We start from the raw sequence: 16,774 nt of genomic DNA, 5'->3' as shown, positions 1-16,774 counted from the left end.
AGGAATGTTGCCAATCTGTGAAATGGGGTCAACCCGGTAAAGATGTATGTCTCGTTACCCACAGTGATGGTTAGCGTGCCACTATCGGCGAGGGCTTCTAAGGGGAAACGATGCAGGTGATACTGCATGATGTACACGCGCTCAATGATCTTGCGCGAGCCAAACCCTTCATCGACAATGATGAGATGAGGAGTGATGGTGAGCGCAAATTGAGATTCGCGAAGCCCGATGATAATCACCGTGATGAGCGTCACGAGACTACCGACCGTGAAACCGATAGCCACGCCGGGGAACGCAAACGATGGCTTCATTGCCTGAAATGCCAGTGCTAGCAGGCTTCCATGGAGGGCGGCGAGGCCCACGAAGTGCGGCAGACGCCGCAGCGGATGGCGACGGAACGTGGTTGAGGGGTACCGATGGGGGATAGTGGTCATAAGTCCCTCCTTTGCCGTATGAGTCTGTGCTGCCATCCTGAGGCTAACGAATAATCTGCCTACTGCCGGGCCAGGATGATTTTCGGGTACAAATCATCTCCTTTTTCAGCATTATTGGTTGGGGTATGGGGGTATCGTCGTGCCTACGATAAGTATACGTAAATAGAGGTAGGAATTCATCCATCGGAAGACTCATGATTCGGTATTCTATGATCGTCAAATGGATCGCGTTTCATGACCCCACTTCATCATGAAGAGATACACATAGAGGCAACGATTCGGCACTCAAAAAACGTACCGTTGTTTCCACTGCGAAACCGTACCTCTCTCGTCAGATGCGTCGGACATGCCTTTCTGTGCAGCAGCATGAGCGGTTTCCTCCCCTTCTCCTCGGCCTCTTTCTCTCCCACCGGGTGCGAGGAAGGGGAAGAAGCGAGAGAATCCGCCCTCGCTTGACCGGCATCGCCAGATTAACCCCATACTTACGAGAGGAAGGGGAGGAGGCAGGCGGGAAAAATCCATCCATCCCACCCAATCCTCTTTCCTACAGTTCGTTTCTCTTTCCGCGCAGAAGGTGCGTATGCGCCAGCCGCTGCCTTCCCGTCGCGTACCTGCGTGTTTGTCGGTGTTGATCGGCGGTGGCGTTTTGTCCGGTTAGCGTGACCCGAAGCCGAGCACGCGGAAAAGCCCTGGCGGTGATCATTGCTCCACCACGTGCGCACGATCCTCACGGTGCTTCTTGACAACTGCGGATTGGGTTCCTGGATCACATCAGGATGTGAAAATATATACAAATAATGGTCAATGAAATTGATAAAAATACATAATAATTCTCTGTTGTATTTTCTTAACTATACCGGTCTAAATGTCTGTTATATTTCAAACACAATACTTTCTCGCAATACATTTCATAACCAACGAGAACTATCGTCCTTATATACCGGCTTGCCGGTATCGCTCTATACCACGCACGTTTCACGTGGCAGTGTACCGGGCGAAGATGGCGAGGGGGATAGCGGTGTGCAGACTCTGATCAACATCCATCTTCCCTCTCGATCACCAGGGACGAGAGATGCCGGAGGTGAGCGGGAAAGGCGAGTCATTACCATTAGAAAGGAGTTACTGGCAATGGAAGCAGAGATGCAGGCGTTTGTCGATTCGTTGCGTCATAACCTCACCGCCGAAGATGTGGTTAATCTCGAAGCATGCATGGATTGTAAGATGTGCGGTGAGGCCTGTGCGTGGTATCTGGTTACCGGCGATGAAAAGCTCCATCCAACGTATAAGACCGGCTTCATTCGCCAGATTTACCGCCGGTATATGACGCTGGAAGGGCAGATTGGCGGTGCTCTTGGATTGGTGCCTACCCCTACGCTTGCCGATCTGAAAGAGCATATGCAGTACTTTTGGGCCTGTACTGCGTGTGGTCGCTGCACCCTGGCCTGTCCCTCCGGGATCAGTATTCGTCGAATAGTGCGTCTCGCCCGGGCTGCCTATGCTGATTCCGGGTTGAGTTATGCTAATCCAACGATCCGTTCAATCATCGAAAATACCGATCGCCATCGCCACAGTTTTGGCTTAACTGCCGCTCAAGTCCTGGGTCGGGTCGGTCTTTTTCTGCGTAATGAGGGACTGGAAGCGCCGGTAAATGTTCAAAACGCCGAGTTTCTCTTTGTGTGTCCGGCAGCGGGTAATACGAAAATTCCCGATTACGGTATTAAACTTATCAAAATCCTTAACGCTGCTGGTGTGAGTTATACGATTTCCCCCTACGTGATTGATACCGGCACTGAAATCGATCATATCGCTGTTCATCATAAACTTTCTAAGCAGATGTTAGAAGACTGGGAGCAAGAAGCGGATCGCCTAGGTGTTCAGAAGATTCTCCTTGTCGAATGTGGTTGTGATACTCGTACTCTCTATGCCGAGGCGTCTGAGACACTTGGTCGTCCATTCCGCTATCCGATTGTGAGTGTTGATGCACTCATGCTTGATCTGATTAAGCAGGGCCGTTTGCCGGTTGAGAAAACCCATCTGAAAGTAACGCTCCATGATCCTTGTTATGCGACTCGTCTTTCTGGTCTCGGTGACCTGTTCCGTGAATTGTTGAACCTGGTAACCGATAACTTCATCGAGATGACGCCCAACCGCGAATATAACTACTGTTGCAACGGCGGGGCCGGTGGTATGCGTTTGCCCGAAAATACCGCTACCCGGCGTAAAATCTCGGTGTTGAAGGCCAATCAGATTCGTGCTACCGGCGCCGATTTTGTTACCTCCCCCTGTGTGGTATGTACGTTGTCGCTGGAAGACACCTGCCAGACCTACCAGTTGTCACCATCAGGCGATCGTATGGCATTGGTGCTCTTTGAAGTGGTGTACGCAGCTATGGAACCGGCACTGGCTAAACTCGGTGAGCTGGATCGGATGCGGGTTCCGGCTGTACTACGTAACTGTGATCAAGAATTCTTCATCGCGCACAGTGTCGAGGGGCAGATGATGCGGCTCATGCAGCAGCCAGATTTTCCAGAGCTGCTCGATTGGTTGGAACAGGACGACATAGTCAAGCGCTTTAGCAAAGACCATCCGCAAGTCTACGACGATATTCGGGCACTGCGCGAGATGGTGATGAATTGTGAGAATTGCGACTGAAGTGGTACTTCCCTGGACATGTGAGTAATGACCGGCTGAGGAAGGAGAGAGCTATGATAGAGCTGCTGAATGTCGTTGCACCGTTGGCAATAGCGATTTTTGTCGTCGGTGTCGGACTGCGTTTAGGACGGTTTGCGTGGGCTTTGGTGACGAAACGCCACTTCCGCGGGGTATCGCCAACATTTGAATCACCACCACCGCGTATGGGGGTTATTCCCGCTCTCTACGCTGTGCTGTTTGGGCCGTTTAACCATTTCTACAAACGTGCCAATCCGGTGTGGGGTAGAGGCTATCTCCTCTACCACGTCGCGATCATCACTGAAGTGATCGGCTATACTATTTCGGCATTGATCGTTTTTGCTAATATCGTTGTTGGTCGCCCGGTGCCTGATGTTTCACTACATCTTGCTGAAAGCTTTAACTATTCACCGGCGAATCTGCTCGCGATCATCTTCGGTAATGGTGAGCACTTACAGGCTCACTTTCTCTTCGGTGAGTTTGGCTCTCTCTTCATCGGGGTTACATGGATCGCAGTGGGTTTTGCCGTGGTCGGTAATTTGCACTTAATGGTAGCTTTGGTGCGGAAGTGGAGTGGCGCGGTGGTCGGTGATATCGATCGGGCAGCGCAGGGGATTCGCACCCCTGGTCGTTACGCCTGGGATCGGATCGTCGTGCGCACTATTATTTTCTGCATTATCTGGACAGAGCTGTTTGCCCGTTTACACCTCGTGCCCGGTATTGTCTATCTGCATGCTCTCCTTGGGCTGACACTGTTTGTGCTTTTGCCGTTCACTTACCTGTTCCACATGGTCTATAACTTCCTGGCCGTTTTCTATGCCGTGCGTCGGCGTATGGCACGGACGATTGCCTGATAATCGCGGTACAGGTGCAGAAAATTTCTGCGCCTGTACTGCCTGTGGCAATAGCGCAGTGTCGGAACGATGATATGCCTGCGCGGGGTGTAGGTGATATGAACTCCTGAATCGCCATTTTGGTAGGCCAAGGGATGAATGTGACCTGCTCGCATCCCGGGTTTCGTGCAGCTTCTTCCGCCATCTTTGTAGCTCGGTGCGTTATACGGTATTGTCTAGATTGGCAGAGTAGATTGGCAGGGTAAATGAAAAGCTGCTACCTCTCCCCACAACACTCTGCACCCAGATTCTTCCTCCGTGTAGTTCGACCAGCAGACGGGTAATGTACAGGCCCAGACCGACACCACTTTTCTGGCGGGTATTGCTGTTATCAACGCGCTGAAATCGCTCAAAAAGCTTTACCTGATCTTCAGGCGCGATGCCGATCCCTTCATCACGCACCACGATCAACATCCATTGCCCAGGAGGGTGATTCGTTGGTAAGTCATCAGCAGTAGCCTGCCGTACCGAAAGCTGAATTTCGCTTCCTTCTGGGCTATACTTGATTGCGTTACTCAACAAATTGAAAATAATCTGTTTCACCTTATCGTAATCGGCAAAGACTGGCGGCAATGGGGTACGAACATCGATCAAAAGTTTGTGATTCACCAGTTGCGTATGAAGTTGCATGGTCAGCTCTTCAATCACTTGCCAGAGGCCAACGGCATAGCGATTGAGTTTCACCACACCGGCTTCCAGTCGTGAAACGTCGAGCAAATCTTTCACCAGCTTGTACAGACGCTCGGCCTCAGTAGAGACTGTCATTAAGAATTCGCGTTGACTTTCGCTGTCGAGGTCTTGTCGATTCAAGAGAATTTCGGTGTAGCCTAGAATTGAGGTGAGTGGGGTACGTAGTTCATGCGATACGATCCCAATAAACTCATTTTTGATCCGATCGGATTCTCGTTCCCGAGTGCGGTCGCTAACTACCCACAAGCGTCCGGTCAGTTGTTGTTGACTATCACGAGTAGGAACCGATAGTACGTGCAATTCCTGATACGGTTGCCGAAGCTGAAGAGTTGTTTCCAAGACCTGATCGGGGTTATGCTGGCCGAGATCGCAAAATTCGCTGAGCCGGAACGGATCATTGAGCCGTGTCAGCAGGTGCTCTACCAGATCAATACCGACGTAAAACGAGGGACGTTGTAGATGCTCGATCATATTCCATACCTGATACCAGGCTAGGTTGGCGCGAATCACTCGTCCGTTGAGATCGAGCAGTGCCAGACCGATGGGTAAGCTACTGAACACCTGGCCGAGGTGGTATGACGTTTCGTAAGCCGTCTGATAAGACAGGGCACGCGCCAGCGGTCGTGCGGTGCGTTCGCGAAGAGCGTCAATAAAAGCCAGAACTTCTTCGTTGAAGGTATTGGCCCGGTGGCTGTGGAGAATAAGAACTGCCAACACCCGATCATCGGCAATGATCGGTGCTGCCAGCTCAGCACGAAAGAGCATGGTGGGCGGTAGGCCCGGTTCACGCCCGGCGTCGCGCACGAGCAATGGACGCCGCATCTGCACCGCCTGTCCGGCCAACCCTGTTTCCCAGCTCCACCGCTGGCGCGGTAGCTTTGGCAGCGCAGTGCCGGAACGCTCTGCTACATAGCCCTCGCATAAATGGAGTACTAGCTCGCGCCGGTCGTGATCGACCAGGGCAATCGCTCCGGCTTCGGCGCCACTCCCCTCTAGCGCCCGGCGCAAGACGATCCCCGCCAATTCATGCAAGTTTATCGTGCGATCAAGCTGTTCGTTCAGTGCGATAATTTTCTGGCGCAGCGAGGGGTTGAGGGTCAGGCCAGGCGGTGTCTCACCGGCAAAGCGTGGTGTCGGCAATTGTGGTGAGCGCATGCCTTCCTGGGCAATGGCCGCTGCCAGCAGTGGCTTGAGCGACTCGATAAGCTCACCGATCCGTCCCCCAAAGTAGCGTTGATCATTGCTGCGTAGTTCGAGGACGCCCCACAGCTTGCCACCCCAGAAGATCGGTGCTCCCAGATAACCGGCAGCGATCACCGGCAGTCCTTCGAGCGATTGACCGGTACTGCCAAGGGCAATCGTTTTAACAACTGTTTTTCCGCCAAGGGCCACCGAACGGGTCAGACTATCGTCCCAGGGATAGGCCCATGACTCCGGCGAGAAAATTTGCTGGCGGGGTGCTCCTGGTCGAGCCGCTTGTAACCAGCACGTCAACCGGCCATCGCGGTAACGAGTGGCGATTCGCAATAATCCAAACAAACGATGAACACGCTGGGTCAGCGGCTGCTCCTCTTGCAAGAGACGAAAAGCCGCATTGAGCAGATGTAACAGACCGATTGTAGGGTCATCGAGTTCACGTGTCATTGTCGTGTATTGTAGTCAACCTGGAGTAGCTGTCAATTCTCTCGTTATGCCCTTATGCTATGATATGCTATATCCATCGGTATAACGGTGGATTACAAAGGAGTCAGGGTATGTTTACGGCAATCGATCATATCGGCTTTGTCGTAGCCGATCTTGAAGCGGCCATCGATTTTTATCGCACCGCTTACGATGTCACCGAATGGGAACGGATCGAACTGCCCGAACGTCACGCGGCAATCGGCGTTGCACGGTTTTGTGATGTTCTCATCGAGTTGATTGCCCCGACAAGTGATCAGGCGAGCTTTGCCCGCTTCTTGCGTGAAAAAGGCCCTGGAATGCATCATATCGCGTATCGCGTCGATGACATCCACGCAGCGCTGGCAACACTCCAGGCGCGTGGTTTACCTCTGATTGACCGTGAACCGCGTCCTGGCATCCACAACACGCTGGTGGCATTTGTTCATCCGAAAGCCGGCGGTCAGGGTGTGCTGGTAGAGCTAGTTCAGCACCGCATTTCAGAATAGAGCAGCGACTGGGCAGGGGTAGGGTAGATGCAGATGATGCGCTCGCCTACCCCGCCAAGAATGAGGACGTTCAGTATAGAGATGCGCTTTGATGTTGGGAGCAGAATGTATGACAGATAGCAGTAGCGAGGATCGCCGCCTGCTGGTGAGCATGAGCATCGGTCAGACAGCTTATGCAGCATGGGCCCGTCAGGCACGTCGCGAACGTTTCTTTAACATTGCACGGCTGCTAGAAGCTTCGGCAGCCGTGAAGCAGGTTCGAGCCGAGCACGCACTCCATCGTTTAGGAGAGGTATCCAGGACGATAGCCAACATTGATCGAGCGCTAGCCGGTCTAGAGCCGGAGGCTGTAGCGACCGGTCCGGTCACCGGTACCAGCCCATTTCAACGGGAGCTACTTGAACGAGCGGTGCGGGCACTTGCCGCCGGGCGTGATCTTACCTACACCGAATTAGGCGATCTCTTCGTGTGCAGCACATGCGGTCATCTTATGGAAGGTGATCCGCCGCCATTCTGCCCCGAATGCGGTACCGTCCGTGAGGGTTTTCTCAGTTTCCGCATCGTTGATGGAATGGGGACACTAGGGCCGTCTACAATTGTGCGCCGTCTGGAACAGGGGATGCGTACCGTTCAAGATTTGGTGCGTGGTCTGACGGAAGAGCAACTGTCAACTCCGGTAAACGGCCTTCCCGCCTTTAAGGACCTGATCGGGCATCTGATCGATATGGATATCGTGTTTCGCGAACGGGCATGGATGATTCTCGAGACGAATCAGCCCAAACTGTCTACTGCCCACCCACCAACCCTTCAGCACGCGATGAAGTACCGTACTGTGCCTATCGATGATCTCCTTGAACAGTACATTTCAAGCCGTCAGCAGACGTTAAATCTGTTGCGCGGTTTAACTCAGGCGGCGTGGCAGCGAATCGGCTTCCACGAAATCTTCGGTCCTGTACCACTTTTACATCAGGGGAATTGGGTAGTTTCGCACGAGCAGGGACACCTGATTGAATTAGCCCAGATGCGACACAATCTCTTGCATAAGGGCAATCAGGCAGTTATGGTAGTCTATGAGGCATTCAACTTGTAAAACCGCGAAGGGCAGATTCCATCTGCCCTTCCGCCGTCCTTTATCAGATCACGTCAAATCTAGCCCACTCAGGCTATCGTAGAGTACATCGAGGTTCTCTAGCGCTAGACCAGTACCAATAGCAACGCATGAAGCTGGCTGATCTGCGACGTAACATGGTACGCCGGTGACCTCAGTGAGTAAATCATTGATGCGACGCAGCATCGAACCACCACCGGTCATCACCATCCCTTTATCGATGATATCCGAGCTTAATTCGGGCGGTGTTTCCACCAGCACCGCTCGCACTGCGTTCACGATAGCCTCTAATGGTTCCTGAATCGCCTCGGTAATTTCGTTGCTATCGACCTGTATCGTGCGTGGGAGACCGGTTACCTGATCACGACCACGAACCTGGGTTACCAGTGGTTTATCGAGCGGTAAGGCTGAACCGATTTCGATCTTCACCGCTTCGGCAGTTCGTTCACCAATCAGCAAGTTGTACTTACGCTTGATATATGATGCAATAGCTTCATCGAACCGATTACCACCCACCCGCACCGATGTACTGACGACAATATCGTTCAGCGAGATGACTGCTACTTCCGTGGTACCACCACCAATATCAATGATAAGGTTTCCCGAGGGCTGAGCAATCGGAATATTAGCGCCAATTGCTGCGGCTAGTGGTTCACGGATCAGATACGCTTTGCCGGCACCGGCTTCCAGCGCCGCATAACGCACTGCGCGCATTTCAACGCTGGTAACGCCAGCGGGAATACAGATCATCACTTCAGGGCGCGAGAAGCGAAACCTTCCGGCAGCACGGCCAATAAAATGGCGTAGCATCTCTTCGGTCACCACATAATCAGCGATCACACCGTTGCGCATTGGGCGCACGACTTCGATGCTCTCTGGTTCGCGACCCAACATCGCCATCGCTTCTGCGCCCACGGCACGCACCCGCCCATCGCGCGTACTCAATGCGACGACCGATGGTTCCGAGAGAACGATCCCCTTCCCTTTTACGTACACTAAGACATTAGCAGTGCCAAGATCAATCCCGATTTTGCGGGCCATAATCGTTCCTACTGAAATGGTTATTACCGGCAATGTGCGTCAAAGCGTGCATACTGCACATGATCGTGCCGTATTATAGCAAATTTACGCACCTCTGCGTGAGTTCCAGGGATTGGCAAAGTTTCTGACTGCCTTTCCTTATTCCCTGGGAGTACGAGCCTCTGGCCTGCGTTGTGCAGTACCCTCTGGAGGCGCGACTATACCTGTTCCAAGCGGTGCGGTAATGGACGGAACCGGTGAACAAGGCCGTGCTGCGGCATACGCCTGGTGGCCCTCACCTTCCCCCAGCCCCCTTCCTCTCCTCCACAGTGAGAGGAAGGGGAAGGTGCAGCGAGGTGCATCCGCTCACCCGCACTGTTCCGCGCAACGCCTGACGCTGCCCGCTCGGTAGAGGGAACGTGCTGCGGATGGATGAACAGAACGTTGGCCTCCCAACGCAATGGTTGCATGGGTACGGTACGTGACCAATAAGAAATCCAGGTTTCTGGTCAGGCTCTAAGACTGCTAGGCCCCTGATTTAGTAGTCCAGCGAGATGCGGCAGAACGTGTCTGGTACCCTTCATATTTCTGGGTAGCAAAGAATGCGGTTGCAGCGGATTTTCAACCCTAGCCCTCGCGATGAAAAACAGACAATAAAAACCCCTTCACACAAACGTGGAAGGGGTAAGCTCAGTAGTAGAAGCCCCCTGCACAATGACCTGTTATGATTGGCGTCGCTTTATTTTATGGAGCTGGGCCACTCGTAAGCGTACCATCTCCTTGCGGAGTTTGGCTTCGGCCAATGCCATATCGCGTTCGCTCTGTGCTTCACGCCGACGCGCTTCGGCCTCGGCCCGGGCCTGCTCGGCTCGTGCTTCATCGATCTCATCGGCCCGTTCAACAGTATCGGCTAGAATGGTTACTCGGTGCGGAAGCACCTCCATAAATCCTCCCGACACCGCGAAAGGTGTCCGTTCACCATTTTTAATGATGTCCAGCTCGCCCGGTTCGAGAATCGTCATCAGCGGAGCGTGACGTGGCAAAATACCAATGCGCCCATCTTTAGTCGGTGCGCTAATCATATCAACATCATCCGATAAGATGACACGCTCAGCGGTGACAATCTCCAGATGGATGGGCATAGATTGCTCCTTCTGCCTGCCATACATCATACCCAACGGCGGTCGATGATCTCCGTTGGGTCCGGCTTACTTCTGACTAGCCTCGTAAGCGGCCAGCACATCGTCGAAATCGCCCTGCATGTAGAAGAACGATTCTGGAATATGATCGCCCTCACCATTAAGGAGACGGGCAAAGCTCTCAACCGTCTTCTTCACCGGCACATACTTACCTGGCCGACCGGTAAATTGTTGCGCTACCGTAAATGGCTGCGAGAAGAACAGCTCGATCTTGCGTGCGCGTTGTACGGTCAGCTTATCTTCATCGCTCAACTCTTCCATACCGAGAATGGCAATAATGTCCTTGAGGTCTTTATAGCGTTGCAACACCCGCTTTACCTCTTGAGCGACGCGGTAATGCTCTTCGCCGACGATATTCGGATCGAGAATACGCGATGTCGAGGCCAACGGATCGACTGCCGGGAAGATTGCCCGCTCGGCAATACTGCGTTCGAGCGAGATCGTCGCGTCGAGGTGGCTAAACACCGTGGCCGGAGCCGGGTCGGTGTAGTCGTCTGCCGGTACGTAAACCGCCTGCATCGAGGTAATTGAACCGCGCTTAGTTGACGTAATACGTTCCTGCAATTCACCCATCTCGGTTCCCAGCGTCGGTTGGTATCCCACCTGAGAGGGCATACGACCGAGCAGTGAAGAGACCTCCGAACCGGCCTGGACGAAGCGGAAGATATTGTCGATAAAGAGCAGAATATCGCGGCCCTCATCACGGAAATATTCGGCCATGGTCAATGCGGTGAGGCCAACCCGCAAACGGGCGCCTGGCGGCTCATTCATCTGACCGAAAACCATCACGGTCTTATCAAACACGCGCGTGTTTTCGTCGATGCGGGCTTCCTGCATTTCGTGAATCAGGTCGTTCCCTTCACGCGAACGCTCACCTACACCGGCAAACACCGAGAAGCCCGACTGCTCTTTAGCAATGTTGGCAATCAATTCCTGGATAACGACCGTCTTACCCACACCAGCACCGCCGAAGATAGCGGTCTTACCACCGCGAGTAAACGGTGCGATCAGATCAATAACCTTAATACCGGTTTCAAAAAGTTGTGCCTGAGTATTCTGCTCTTCAAAGCTCGGCGGATCGCGATGGATAGGGCGTCGCTCAACACTTGGATCGATTGGTCCCAGCCCGTCAATCGGATCGCCCAACACATTAAACACGCGACCGAGTGTGGCCGGGCCGACCGGTACCGCAATCGGGCGACCGGTATCGATCACCTCCAGGCCTCGGCGCAGACCATCGGTAGAACCCATTGCGACCGCTTTGACCACGCCATTACCGAGTTGCTGCTGCACCTCGCAAACAAGGCGGTCACCGTTTCCTAGTGGAATTTCGATTGCGTTATAGATCGCCGGTACTTCGTCTTCCGGGAACTTGGCCCGAATGACCACACCGATAATCTCTTGAATAACCCCCTTGGCCGGCATCGGCTCCTCCTCTTAACATCAACTGGTGAGAGCAGCGGCGCCCGAAGCAATCTCGCTGACCTCTTTCGTAATAGCAGCCTGCCGCGCTTTGTTAAATGACAGCGTCAGATCACGTACCAGATCTTTGGCATTGTTGGTTGCATTGCGCATTGCAACCATTCGTGCACTGTGTTCACTGGCAATACTCTCAAGGACTGCCTGATAGATCTGGGTTTCAACGTACCGCGGCAGAATGGCATTAAGAACTTCTTCTTCCCCTGGCTCGTAGGTATAATCAACGTTAGTTGTTGTGGATATATCGGGGCTTTCGACCGGCAGTAACTGCTTAATTGCCGGACGCTGTACCAGGGTATTAATGAACTCACTGTAAATAATGTAGAGTTCGTCGTACTTCCCCGACTGAAACCCGTTAATGGCACTGATTGCCACGCCAAGAATGGCTTCGAGCTTTGGTGCATCGCCAAGCCGGGTTGCTTCACCAGCCGGGGCAAAACCGGCGCGCAAGAAGAAATCGCGTCCCTTGCGACCGAAGGTATAAACATCGACAGTACGTCCCATTGCGCGCTGCTCGGTAATAAAACGACCGGCGCGACGCAGGACATTAGCAACCAGGCTACCACACAGACCACGATCAGGGGTTACTACCAGTAACGCAACGCTCTTTACCGTCTCGCGTTTTTCGAGCAGCGTTCCACGGCGAGCTGCCCCTACCACCCGCGCTGTCAGATTGGCCATCACCTCTCGCATGCGGTCGGCGTATGGCCGGGTAGCTAATACATTCCGTTGTGCACGCCGCATCTTTGATGCTGACACCATCTCCATCGCTCGCGTAATCTGAGCAACATTCTTGACGGATCGGATGCGGCGCTTAATCTCGCGACTACTCGGCATATCGAACCCTTTGCAGTTGCAGCTTCTGGCGAGCAGCAAAACGTCTGCTCGCCAGTCTTCTGCTAGCTATAGTTACTGGTTGCCTTAAACTCCTTGATTGCCGATTCCAGCGCCTCCTTGACTTCAGGTGACGGGAACTTGCGATCAAGGCGATTGTCGTAGATCAGCTTCCGCACCTCTGGATGGGCGGTACGCAGGAAGGTCAGGAAATCATCACGCCACTTCGTGATCAGCGGCACCGGCACATCATCAAGGTAGTTGTTGATAGCCGCATACAGAATAGCAACCTGATCCTCCACTGGCAGCGGCTGATACTGTGGCTGTTTCAGCAGCTCTTGCAAACGCTGACCACGCTCGATCTGCGCTTTGGTCGTTGCGTCAAGATCACTGGCAAATTGCGCAAAGGCAGCCAAGTCACGGAACTGAGCCAGCTCACCCTTCAACTTACCGGCCACTGCGCGCATTGCCCGCGTCTGAGCTGCACCACCTACACGCGACACTGAAATACCAACGTTCAGCGCCGGGCGTTGACCGGCATTAAACAGGTCGGACTCAAGGTAAATCTGACCATCGGTAATCGAAATCACGTTCGTTGGAATGTAGGCCGACACGTCGTTGGCCTGGGTTTCGATCACCGGCAATGCGGTCAGTGAACCACCGCCGTACTCCTCGCTCAGACGAGCTGCCCGTTCGAGCAACCGTGAGTGAAGGTAGAAGACGTCGCCGGGATACGCCTCACGACCGGGCGGACGGCGGAGCAAGAGTGACACCTGGCGGTAAGCAACGGCGTGTTTGCTCAAGTCGTCGTAGACGATCAGGGCATCCTTCACCAGTTGCCCATTGAGCATCACACCGTTCTCCATAATCTCTTCACCCATCGCACAACCGGCGTAAGGGGCGATATATTGCAATGCAGCACTCTCAGAAGCGGTTGCTGACACCACGATGGTATACTCCATCGCACCGAACCGCTCCAGGGTCCCGACGACCTGCGCCACCTGTGCCCGACGCTGCCCAATCGCAACGTAGATACACACCATCCCCTGGCCTTTCTGGTTGATGATGGTATCAACGGCAACTGCGGTCTTACCGGTTTGGCGGTCACCGATGATCAGCTCGCGTTGCCCGCGCCCGATAGGGATCAACGCATCAATCGCGATAATACCGGTCTGTACTGGCGTATCAACCGACTTACGGGTAATCACGCCAGGAGCGATACGCTCAATTGGGCGTGTCTTATCGTAAATGATCGGCCCTTTCCCATCGATGGGTTGACCGAGTGGGTTTACCACTCGCCCCAACAATCCCTGCCCGACCGGTACCGAAATAACGCGCCCGGTCGAGGTGACCATATCCCCTTCCTCGATCGTTTCATCATCACCAAGAATAATAGCGGCGACACTATCTTGTTCGAGGTTCAGGGCAATACCATAAATCGACTCATTGCGACCGGCTTTCGGCGGGAATTCAACGATCTCAGAAGCGACGACCTGATCAAGGCCGGACAGCCGCGCGACGCCGTCTCCGACGGCAATCACCGTACCGACATTGACCTGACGCGGCTGAAGGTCGACGCCGCTTGTGATCCCCTGCTTCAGCCGGGCGATCAATTCTTCAGTAATCGTCGTCATGCTCTACTCCGTCGCGCTGGTCGCCGGCGATACCGGGCCAGCGAGCTGAGTTCTAACGGTTAACTTGCCTGCAATATACGTTGGATGGCGCTCAGGCGTGTGCGGAGACTATTATCAAGCACCTGATCACCAACCCGAATAATCAAACCACCGATCAGGGTCGGGTCAACATGATACGTTACATGTACCCTGCCGTAGCGTTGCTGCAACTCGCGGCTAATCCGCTCTTTCTGCTCATCGCTCAACTCAATCGCACTGGTGACGCTGGCATCAATTGCCTGACTACCGACAGTATCGAGGTAACCTGGCAATGCAGCAGCCACTGCGTTGAGTTCACCGGCCAGCCCCTCTTTTACCATAGCGAGCAAGAAGTTGCGTACCTGTGGTAGCAAATCAGCCGGCAATACTGCTGCTGCATCGTGGACCGATAGACCGGCAACACGCGGGGCAACGGCCCGAATCTGCTCGGCAGCCGTTGTCAAGAGTGCCTCTACCAGTGGAGCAGCCAGTTCTCGTGCGTCAATGGTCGTTGCCATACCCTTCGTTTCCTCACGCAGACCAGGTCTTTACCGGAACTGCGACATTAGTTACGGCGATCAAGCGCTGCCAGCGACTCGGCGATCAATGCATCGTGACCGCGAGCCTGGAGTTCTGCTCCCAAAACACGGCTGGCCGTCAAGGTTACCAGCTCGGCGATCTGGCTCTTTGCCTCGCTCAACATACGAGCGCGCTCCTGTTCGGCCTGGAGACGAGCCTCTTCTTTCAGACGCTCGGCCTCACGACGTGCCTGCGCAATGATCTCTGCTTCCTGCTGCTTGGCCCGCTCCTGAGCCTGGGCAACGATGCGAGCCGCTTCCTGACGCGCCTTAGCAATTTCTGCCTCGTAATCACGTCTGGCGTTAGCCAACTGCTCGCGTACCTTTTCCGCGTCGCGGACACTCTCTTCAATCCGCTTGGTGCGCTCGTTCAGCAGGTTCATCACCGGTCGGTACAAGAGCACTCGCAGAATGAAGATGAGCAACAGGAAATTGATCAGTTGCGCGATAAACAGGGTCGGATTAATACCTAATGCTTCCACCCTTCAAACCTCCCGTAACGCGCCAATATTTTACTGTAAGACGCCAAAACCGATCAAGAACGCAATGACCAGACCGAAAATTGCCAGTGCTTCGGTAAAGGCAATACCGATGAACATGTAGGTAACGACCCGGTTCTCGATTTCAGGATTGCGGCCAATCGCCTGCACCGCACCCGACACGATGATCCCAATGCCGACACCCGGCCCAATTGCGCCCAGACCCACAGCGAGCGCGGTTGCGACGAGATTCAGACCCTCCATGATTGAGATGCCTCCTTAAAGCAAACTCTGCGACGAAACCAATCTTTATGACAAACCATTGCGGAATACTCCGCACGAACACAACATCTTAATGTGCATGCTCCTCGTCATGGCCGGTGACGGCGATATTGAGGAAAGCGTAGGTCAACAGGGCAAAGATCAAGGCCTGGATAAATCCGACGAACACCTCGAAACCGTAGAAGGGCAGTGGTAGTAAGAGTGGCACAAGGAATGCCATAACTACCAACAAGACTTCACCGGCGAAGATATTCCCAAAAAGACGGAAGGCCAGAGCGAAGGGCTTCACCAGTTCGGAGATGAACTCGATAATCCCCACAAACGACATAATGCCGTTCGTGTTAAAGAACTTCTTCAAGTAGCCAGGGCCAAGAGCACGGAAGCCCCAATACTCGATGAAGACGAAGGAGATAGCTGCAATCGCAAAGGTAAAGTTGAGATCAGCGGCTGGCGCACGGAAGAGCGGTACTAGTTTCTTACCCTGCGCTGCGCAGGTGTCGTATGCCACTTCACTCTCAGCCGCTAAAACGTTGCCTAGCGGTGCGGCTGGCGCAGCTAATGCCACTCGCTCATCAGCCACGGCATGCTCGCCTTTGTGCTTCTCGTGGCACACACCAATGGAACCCACGCCGGGCAACAGACCAAACCAGTTCCCAAACAAGACGAAGAGAAAGATGGTTGCTACCAGTGGAAAGGCGGTCGCGACGTAGCGGGCATTGATGTTGCGAAAGAGATTGTACAACGACTCGAGCACGAATTCCATGACGTTCTGCAAACCACGTGGTACCATCTGTAAGTTGCGGGTTGCAGCAAACGCCAGGCCAATGACGAAGATGTCGATAATGATCGAGACAAGGAATGAATTGGTGATGGGGAAACCAGGAATGCCGTCAAAAATAACTTCAGCGGCAACTTCTACGTGTGGTTCACCGGTGTAGAGGAAAAAGCGACTGGCAATCGAAATGACAAGCGCCCCTACAATGATTAAGATGTTTCGAGTCCGCGTTGACAACGCCTACCTCCTGCTCGACAACGTCGGGCATTTTTCAGCATGTACAAGACCTCTTGTCTACGCTGTCGCCCACAGTACGAACAACTACTTCCTTGTTCAGTCTTTCACAATCAGTATACCCTACCTCGCATATTTTCGCAACTCACCCAACCGCTGGAACATTGTTGTTCAGCGAGGCCGTCGCCGAGTATACCATAGCCGTGCAGGATGGGCAACTGATGCGTGGGCGAGATGATTGGTGAGAGTGAACGGTGATCCACCCTCACCAGCGATGGA

At 53.7% G+C, this 16,774-nt stretch carries 15 protein-coding genes; 4 read left to right on the top strand and 11 right to left on the bottom strand.

Features of this window, described 5'->3' with window-relative positions:
• The coding region (locus JE47_RS0107750) for a hypothetical protein (RefSeq protein ID WP_031459209.1) at window positions 1-434 on the bottom strand (434 nt) is incomplete at its 3' end.
• 1,128 nt (window positions 435-1,562) lie between these two features.
• On the opposite strand from JE47_RS0107750, the gene JE47_RS0107745 reads away from it, so the two are divergent.
• Both JE47_RS0107745 and JE47_RS0107740 read left to right on the top strand, forming a co-directional pair.
• Window positions 1,563-3,086, top strand: coding sequence for a (Fe-S)-binding protein (locus JE47_RS0107745; protein WP_031459208.1), 1,524 nt, complete (start codon window positions 1,563-1,565; stop codon window positions 3,084-3,086).
• A gap of 53 nt (window positions 3,087-3,139) precedes the next feature.
• Window positions 3,140-3,958, top strand: a complete 819-nt coding sequence (locus JE47_RS0107740) for a hypothetical protein (protein ID WP_031459207.1) — start codon at window positions 3,140-3,142, stop codon at window positions 3,956-3,958.
• A gap of 201 nt (window positions 3,959-4,159) precedes the next feature.
• On the opposite strand, the gene JE47_RS0107735 is transcribed toward JE47_RS0107740, so the two are convergent.
• Window positions 4,160-6,331: an ATP-binding protein gene (locus JE47_RS0107735; protein WP_031459206.1), complete on the bottom strand. Its 2,172-nt coding sequence runs from the start codon at window positions 6,329-6,331 to the stop codon at window positions 4,160-4,162.
• A 110-nt stretch (window positions 6,332-6,441) separates the two neighbouring features.
• Here JE47_RS0107735 and JE47_RS0107730 point away from each other — a divergent pair, with 110 nt between their 5' ends.
• Together JE47_RS0107730 and JE47_RS0107725 are read left to right on the top strand one after the other, a co-directional pair.
• Complete coding sequence (locus tag JE47_RS0107730; RefSeq protein WP_031459205.1) at window positions 6,442-6,855, top strand: VOC family protein; 414 nt, start codon at window positions 6,442-6,444, stop codon at window positions 6,853-6,855.
• 109 nt (window positions 6,856-6,964) lie between these two features.
• Entirely contained in the window at window positions 6,965-7,945 is a 981-nt protein-coding gene (locus JE47_RS0107725) for a DinB family protein (protein ID WP_031459204.1), read from the top strand.
• A gap of 48 nt (window positions 7,946-7,993) precedes the next feature.
• Here JE47_RS0107725 and JE47_RS0107720 read toward each other — a convergent pair whose 3' ends face one another.
• The 9 genes from JE47_RS0107720 to atpB form a co-directional block, all read right to left on the bottom strand.
• A complete protein-coding gene (locus JE47_RS0107720) occupies window positions 7,994-9,004 on the bottom strand; it encodes a rod shape-determining protein (RefSeq protein ID WP_028459292.1) in 1,011 nt (336 codons plus the stop codon).
• Between the two features lie 701 nt (window positions 9,005-9,705).
• Entirely contained in the window at window positions 9,706-10,125 is a 420-nt protein-coding gene (locus tag JE47_RS0107715) for a F0F1 ATP synthase subunit epsilon (RefSeq protein ID WP_031459203.1), read from the bottom strand.
• Window positions 10,126-10,191: 66 nt separating this feature from the next.
• Complete coding sequence (gene atpD / locus JE47_RS0107710; protein WP_028459294.1) at window positions 10,192-11,607, bottom strand: F0F1 ATP synthase subunit beta; 1,416 nt, start codon at window positions 11,605-11,607, stop codon at window positions 10,192-10,194.
• A gap of 18 nt (window positions 11,608-11,625) precedes the next feature.
• Window positions 11,626-12,498 carry a F0F1 ATP synthase subunit gamma gene (locus JE47_RS0107705; RefSeq protein WP_031459202.1) on the bottom strand — a complete coding sequence of 291 codons (873 nt, stop codon included), beginning with the start codon at window positions 12,496-12,498 and terminating at the stop codon, window positions 11,626-11,628.
• A 62-nt stretch (window positions 12,499-12,560) separates the two neighbouring features.
• On the bottom strand, window positions 12,561-14,129 hold the full coding sequence (gene atpA, locus JE47_RS0107700) for a F0F1 ATP synthase subunit alpha (RefSeq protein WP_031459201.1): 1,569 nt from the start codon (window positions 14,127-14,129) through the stop codon (window positions 12,561-12,563).
• A 59-nt stretch (window positions 14,130-14,188) separates the two neighbouring features.
• Window positions 14,189-14,665 carry an ATP synthase F1 subunit delta gene (atpH, locus tag JE47_RS0107695; RefSeq protein WP_031459200.1) on the bottom strand — a complete coding sequence of 159 codons (477 nt, stop codon included), beginning with the start codon at window positions 14,663-14,665 and terminating at the stop codon, window positions 14,189-14,191.
• Window positions 14,666-14,712: 47 nt separating this feature from the next.
• Entirely contained in the window at window positions 14,713-15,207 is a 495-nt protein-coding gene (locus tag JE47_RS0107690; protein WP_031459199.1) for a F0F1 ATP synthase subunit B, read from the bottom strand.
• 30 nt (window positions 15,208-15,237) lie between these two features.
• The gene (gene atpE / locus JE47_RS0107685) at window positions 15,238-15,468 is read right to left on the bottom strand and encodes an ATP synthase F0 subunit C (protein WP_012258898.1); all 231 of its coding nucleotides are present in this window, start codon (window positions 15,466-15,468) and stop codon (window positions 15,238-15,240) included.
• 88 nt (window positions 15,469-15,556) lie between these two features.
• Window positions 15,557-16,498: a F0F1 ATP synthase subunit A gene (gene atpB / locus JE47_RS0107680; protein ID WP_031459198.1), complete on the bottom strand. Its 942-nt coding sequence runs from the start codon at window positions 16,496-16,498 to the stop codon at window positions 15,557-15,559.
• Window positions 16,499-16,774: the final 276 nt, after the last annotated feature.

Source organism: Chloroflexus sp. MS-G (genome assembly GCF_000735195.1).
Lineage (GTDB): Bacteria > Chloroflexota > Chloroflexia > Chloroflexales > Chloroflexaceae > Chloroflexus.
This window is presented reverse-complemented; position numbering and strand designations above follow the sequence as displayed.